Annotated in this window: 7 protein-coding genes and 1 pseudogene; 4 read left to right on the top strand and 4 right to left on the bottom strand. The window is 63.8% G+C overall.

The genetic code is table 11. The annotated features are described in order from the left end of the window. Positions 1–46: 46 nt before the first annotated feature. From EOA75_RS27100 to sppA, 4 genes are all read right to left on the bottom strand, one after another. Entirely contained in the window at positions 47–1,018 is a 972-nt protein-coding gene (locus tag EOA75_RS27100) for an ornithine cyclodeaminase family protein (RefSeq protein WP_127325598.1), read from the bottom strand. 22 nt (positions 1,019–1,040) lie between these two features. Beyond that, on the bottom strand, positions 1,041–1,373 hold the full coding sequence (locus EOA75_RS27095; protein WP_067004057.1) for a DUF1049 domain-containing protein: 333 nt from the start codon (positions 1,371–1,373) through the stop codon (positions 1,041–1,043). A 60-nt stretch (positions 1,374–1,433) separates the two neighbouring features. Beyond that, positions 1,434–1,718, bottom strand: a complete 285-nt coding sequence (locus EOA75_RS27090) for an integration host factor subunit beta (protein WP_027165368.1) — start codon at positions 1,716–1,718, stop codon at positions 1,434–1,436. 75 nt (positions 1,719–1,793) lie between these two features. After that, positions 1,794–2,747 carry a signal peptide peptidase SppA gene (gene sppA / locus EOA75_RS27085; RefSeq protein ID WP_127325597.1) on the bottom strand — a complete coding sequence of 318 codons (954 nt, stop codon included), beginning with the start codon at positions 2,745–2,747 and terminating at the stop codon, positions 1,794–1,796. A gap of 297 nt (positions 2,748–3,044) precedes the next feature. Between sppA and lptC the strand changes: the two genes are divergently transcribed. From lptC to EOA75_RS27065, 4 genes and pseudogenes are all read left to right on the top strand, one after another. Next, a complete protein-coding gene (gene lptC / locus EOA75_RS27080; protein ID WP_067004053.1) occupies positions 3,045–3,758 on the top strand; it encodes an LPS export ABC transporter periplasmic protein LptC in 714 nt (237 codons plus the stop codon). Continuing rightward, entirely contained in the window at positions 3,745–4,362 is a 618-nt protein-coding gene (locus EOA75_RS27075; protein WP_127325596.1) for an LptA/OstA family protein, read from the top strand. The genes lptC and EOA75_RS27075 overlap by 14 nt, the downstream gene beginning before the upstream one ends. Next, positions 4,362–5,180 carry an LPS export ABC transporter ATP-binding protein gene (gene lptB, locus EOA75_RS27070; protein ID WP_095813602.1) on the top strand — a complete coding sequence of 273 codons (819 nt, stop codon included), beginning with the start codon at positions 4,362–4,364 and terminating at the stop codon, positions 5,178–5,180. Before EOA75_RS27075 ends, lptB begins: the two co-directional genes overlap by 1 nt. Positions 5,181–5,370: 190 nt before the next feature. After that, positions 5,371–6,133: pseudogene (locus EOA75_RS27065) on the top strand (RNA polymerase sigma-54 factor); the annotation flags it as partial.

Genomic DNA, 6,133 nt, shown 5'->3' with positions numbered 1-6,133 from the left:
GGGGCGGTAGGGGTGTGAGCTTCCTGATTGCTCACTACCCTATCTCTTACTGGCTTGTGCTGAGCGCCTTGTAGACGGCGATGCCGGCGGCGAGATCTTCAAGCGCTGCGCCGACCGACTTGAACAGCGTGATCTCGCTATCGCTTTGCCGGCCCTGTTTCTCGCCACGCGCCAGTTCGTGCAGGTCGGCGATGACCGCTTCCGGCTTCAGGACACCGGAAGCCAATGGCTGCACGATGTCGCCGGCCTCCTTGGTGGCGCCGGCGCGGGTATCGACATAGACGCGGGCGCGGGAAATGGCATCGTCGTCGCTCTCGCGCATCTGCGGCGTGAAGCCGCCGACCAGGTCGACATGGGCGCCCGGCTTCAACAGCGCGCCCTTGATCAGCGGCGCGGTCGTGATCGTCGCCGACGAGACGATGTCGGCCTCGCCAAGCTCGGTTTCGAGGTCGCCTGCCACGCTTGCTGGAAAGCCTTCGGCATGCAGCGCCGCCGCGACCTTTTCGGCATTGGCCGGCGTGCGGTTCCAGATGCGGATCGACTTAACGGGCCTCACCGCCGAATGCGCCTTGGCGAGGAAGGGTGACAGCGCGCCGGCGCCGATCACCAAGAGCCGCGAGGCGTCCTCGCGGGCGAGATAGGATGCGGCGAGCGCCGAGGCGCAGGCGGTCCGCCATTGCGTCAGCCGCTGGCCGTCGATCAGAGCCTGGGGTTCGCCGGTCACGCCGTCGAGCAGCAGATAGAGGCCCATCACCGCCGGCTTGCCGATCGCGTTGTTGTCCGGCGAGACGGTGACGATCTTGACGCCGATATGGCCGCCGGCCGAGGTGCCGGCGGCGTCGAAGTCGGTCCAGGCCGGCATCAACAAAAGCGTCGAGGCGGCGCCGTCCGGCCGCTCGATCGCGTGATGGTGGCGCACCGGCTGCACGGCGCCTTCGCGGAAGGCGGTGCGCAGTGTCTCGACCAGACCTGAAAAGGTCAGCGCGCGGTCGACCTCGGCGGCCGAAATAGTTAGCATGGAAAGCTCCGTAAGGCGCTGTTTAGTTCGTCGGCTTGGGCAGCGCCGGTCCTTTCGGCGCAGCGGGTGCGCGGCTCACTGCCTGGCGCAGGTTCTCGGCCTCCAGCCCGCGCTGGCGCGCGAGCTTGCGGTAGCGGCCCTGCTTCACCCAGGTCGCCATGCTGCCGACGATCATGCCGATGGCCAAAGCCAGGAACAGCAAGATGAAGAGCGGCAAATTCAGCGTCAGCGCCGGATTGCCAGGGTGGAACGGGTCGAGCGTGAAGGCGACGAGGCCGCGGTTGGCGACGGCAAGCGCGATCAGGATGACGGCCAGCGGCACGAAGACCACGACGAGCATGACGCGATTGAACATCAAATCTCCTGGAGGTGGCTTAAGCGCCGAAACGTCGTTTCCGACCTGCCGGCGCGGCGCCTATTTGCCGCCGTTCAGCCTTTCGCGCAACTCCTTGCCGGTCTTGAAGAACGGCACCCACTTCTCCTCGACCTCGACGGATTCGCCGGTGCGGGGGTTGCGGCCGGTGCGGGCAGGACGGTTTTTCACCGAAAAGGCACCGAAACCGCGCAACTCGACCCTGTTGCCTTCGGCGAGCGCGTCGGTGATCTCGTCAAAGATCGCGCCGACGATGTTTTCAACGTCGCGGAGGAAAAGATGGGGGTTGCGCGCGGCAATGATCTGCACAAGCTCGGACTTGATCATGAACGTTCCCCGTAAACCACTGCGGTCAAATATCAGGATGATTTTATTGCTTTATTTGGCTCGTCCCAATGGTTGTCAAGGGTGCCAGACCGAAACGAGACCGTCAAGGAAAAAGCGGTCGGCGCCAAGCTCGTGAATGATGTCGCCGCCGGCATCCGGCAGGCCGAGCGCGTTGGCGACGGCTTTGGTCATGCTTCTCGAAAACAGGAGGCCGTGCCCCTCCGTATCCTTCCATTCGACGACCTTGAGCTTGCTGTCGACGCCTTTGGTCGCCAGCCAGTTGATCGCCTCGGGTTCGCCGCCAACGGCATCAACCAAGTGATTAGCGAGCGCCTGGCGGCCGGTGAAGATCGAACCGTCGGCCAGCGCCTGCGCCTGCTCGCGGGTCATCTTGCGCCGTTCGGCGACAATGCCGACGAACCAGTCATAGCTGTCGAGGATGAGCTTGCGCACCATGGCGCGCTCGTCGTCATTGGTCGGCTTGAACGGCGAGGGCGCAGCCTTGAGCGGCGAGGACTTCACTTCCTCGAGCTTGATGCCGAGCTTGTCCATCAGGCCGCTCACGTCGGGATACTGGATCAGCACGCCGATCGATCCGACGATCGAGGTCTTGCGGGCGACGATATGGTCGGCCGCGCTTGCGATCATATAGCCGGCGGACGCGGCCAGCGTGCCGACCTCGGCCACCACCGGCTTGTCGGCGGCGAGTTTGCGCACTTCCTCATAGATCGACTCGCCGCCGACCGTGGTGCCTCCGGGCGAATCGATCGACAGGATGACGCCCTTCACCGTTGCGGACTTGCGGATCGTCTCCAGTCTTTTGATCAGCTCCTCGTCCTCGGTGATGGTGCCTTCAATCTTGACCTTCGCGATGTGGTCGATCGCCTGACCGGTGAAATCGTCACCATAGATCCATGCCGAAAACGCGATCAGCGCTGCCGCCAGAATTACAAACGCGGTCACGCGCCAGAACGTCAGCTTGCGGCGCAAGCGGCGGCGGTCGATCAGGTCGTCGGCTCTCATTGCCATGGTCAGCCTCACATTCGGTGGGAAAGGACGCTTTTAAAGCAACCATCCGCGCGGGGCTACCGTTTCCTGACGCCCTGGCCCTTGGCGCAACGCGGCGGTCACGACGACCTCACGAAAAATTAACGCAGCCCGTTCCTATCTGCTATGAAGAGCTGGCAGTGCAGCCGGATTCGTCCTAGTCGTACGGTAGTAGCCGTCACATTTTTGCAGTTTTCCTCCGCTTGTGCTTGCTTGCGGGGACCGGCATACCACCTATAGGCGGTGTTTGGCGGGGCAAGGGCTCATTAGAAAATAGTCATGTTGGCGCGATCTGACGAAACGAGCGATGCCGAAACGGTATCGGCTGCCGCTGGCGAAAGCGGCACGCGCGGCGATGCGTTCGATCGTGCGCAGCGGCATTCGCGCCGCGTGCGCGTGTTGAAATTCGCCGTGCCGCTGCTGGCGGCGGCAATTGCGATCGCCTTTCCGGTCTATTCTTATCTCGCCGCGCCGGTGTCGATCTCGGTGCAGGCCGACGGCACGGCGTTTTCGGACGGCAAGCTGGTGATGGCCAACCCCAAGCTCAACGGCTTCACCAAGCAGAAACTGCCTTATTCGCTGACGGCGACCAGGGCGACACAGGATGTCGGCAAGCAGGGTATCATCGACCTCGAAGGCATCAATGCCAAGCTGCCCGTCGCGAGCGACAATGTGGTGGCGGTCAACGCCGCGCATGGCATCTACGACCGCGACGCCAACACGATGGACCTCACAAGCGATGTCCTGGTGACGACGAGCGACGGCATGGAAGCCAAGTTCAAATCGGTCTTCCTAGACATGGGCAAAGGCTCTATGAAGACCGACAATCCGGTCGATGTCAGCCGCGGCGGATCGCGCATCACCGCCGACTCGATGTCGGTGGAAGAAAACGGCAAGGTCGTGGTCTTCGAGAACCGGGTGCGCGTCAACATCGACGCGGCAAGTCTGAAGGCGGCAGAGGCAAAGGGCGGAGAGCAGAATGCGTCGCAGTAGTTCGGCAAGGCTTGCAGCGGCGGCCTCTCTCTTCATGTTGCTCGGGGCGGCGCCGGCGCTTGCCCAATCCGGCGGCACCAGCCAGATGTCCGGCCTGAAATTGTCAGGCGACCAGCCGATCCAGATCGAAAGCGACAAGCTCGAGGTCCGCCAGGCCGACAGCGCGGCTATCTTCAGCGGCAACGTCACCGTGAATCAGGGGCCGACGCTGCTCAAGGCCGGCAAGATGACGGTCTATTACGTCAAGGATCCAAACGCTCCCAAGGGCGCGGCGGCGGGCGCATCGGCGATGACCGGGGCAGCCAATATCGACCACCTCGTGGTTGAGAACAAAGTCTATATCAAATCGAACGACCAGATCGCCACCGGCGACAAGGGCACGTTCGACATGAAGACCCAGGCGCTCGTTCTTTCCGGCAGCGAAGTCGTGCTCTCGCAGGGCGACAACGTGCTCAAGGGTTGCAAGCTCACCGTTCAGATGAAAAGCGGCCTTGCCAATGTCGACGGTTGCGGCACCGGCGGTCGGGTCATCATGTCGATTACGCCGCAGAAGCAGGGCGCGCCCCAAAAGGGCACGGCCCAGCAGGGAGCGTCGAGCAACTAATGGCGGGCGTATCGTCGCTGCTGGCCCGCCTCCCGGGGCGGACGGCCGCAAAAACGTCTGCGCCGGCAACGGTCGGCGCCGACAAGGCGAAGTTCAAGGGCACCCTGATCGCCAAGGGCCTTACCAAGAGCTATAAGGGCCGCAAGGTGGTGAGCGGCGTGACGCTCGGCGTGCGGGCCGGCGAGGCCGTCGGACTGCTTGGGCCCAATGGCGCCGGCAAGACCACCTGTTTCTACATGGTCACCGGTCTCGTGCCGGTGGACGAAGGCACGATCGAGATCGACGGCTTCGACGTCACCTCGATGCCGATGTACCGGCGCGCCCGCCTCGGCATCGGCTATCTGCCGCAGGAAGCGTCGATCTTCCGGGGCCTCAACGTCGAGCAGAATATTCGCGCCGTCCTGGAAGTGGTGGAAAAGAGCCGCAAGGAACGTGAGCGCACGCTCGACGAGCTGCTCGAGGAATTCCACATCAGCCATCTGCGCAAGGCGCCGTCGATGTCGCTGTCCGGCGGCGAAAGACGCCGCCTCGAGATCGCGCGGGCGCTGGCGACGCGGCCGGCCTATATGCTGCTCGACGAGCCCTTCGCCGGTATCGATCCGATCGCGGTCGCCGACATCCAGCAGCTCGTCCGCCATCTGACCGCGCGCGGCATCGGCGTGCTGATCACCGACCACAATGTGCGCGAGACGCTCGGCCTGATCGACCGCGCCTATATCATCCATGCCGGCCAGGTGCTGACGCATGGCCGCGCCGACGAGATCGTCGCCAACGCCGATGTCCGGCGGCTCTATCTCGGCGAGGGTTTTACGCTCTAAACGCGAAAATTCCGGTTCCGCGGCAATTTCTCGCTGAATTTTCCGGCTTTATGCCTGCTCTGCCCGCGAATAAAGGCTCCGGTAAGCCGTCTCTGCTAGCGTTTGCCTTGACAAGCAAAAGCCGGGCCAGTTTGTATGCCCGACCGAAAAACGGCAGCTCGATGCGTAGACGAGGCGTTTGAATCCAACCATGGCGCTGGCGGCCAAACTGCAGCTCAGACAGTCCCAGTCGCTGGTGATGACGCCCCAGCTGATGCAGTCGATCCGGCTGCTGCAGCTCACCCATGTCGAGCTCGACCGCTTCATCGACGAGGAAATCGAGCGCAATCCGCTCTTGGAGCGAGCCGAGCCGCAGGACGATGCGGGCGGCGACCAGCCGCAGAAGAGCGAGACCGCTCCAGAACCCGCCGCCGGGGACGACTGGTTCGAAAGCGAGACGGAATGGAGCGCCGAGGCGATCTCGGAAAAGCTCGACTCTTCGCTAGAGAACCTGTTTCCCGACGACCCCGGCACCAGCGAAAAGCTCGGACCGGATCTCACCGCGCAGTGGAAGTCGGCATCCGCGGGCAGCGCCGGCAGCGCTTCGTCGGAAGGCTTCGATGTCGGCGAGATGGCCGCGACCATCGTGACGCTGCGCGAGCATGTCGGCGAACAGATCGCGCTTGCCTTCGCCAAACCCGCCGAGCGCCTGATTGCCGGCGAGCTTGCCGACAGCCTCGACGAAGCGGGCTATCTGCGCGCCGATCTGGAAGAGATTGCCGCGCGGCTGGGGGCGGACATGGGAGCGGTCGCGCGAGCGCTCGCGGTCTGCCAGACCTTCGAGCCGGCCGGCCTGTTTGCCCGCGACCTCGCCGAATGCCTGTCGCTGCAGCTTGCCGCACGCGACCGGCTCGATCCGGCGATGAAGGCCCTGGTGGCTAATCTCGAACTCCTGGCGCGGCGGGATTTCCAGA

Origin of the sequence: Mesorhizobium sp. M1A.F.Ca.IN.022.07.1.1 (assembly GCF_003997575.1) — a bacterium.
Classification (GTDB): Bacteria; Pseudomonadota; Alphaproteobacteria; order Rhizobiales; family Rhizobiaceae; genus Mesorhizobium.
Note: the sequence above shows the minus strand (reverse complement) of the source record. Positions and strands in the feature narration are given on the sequence as shown.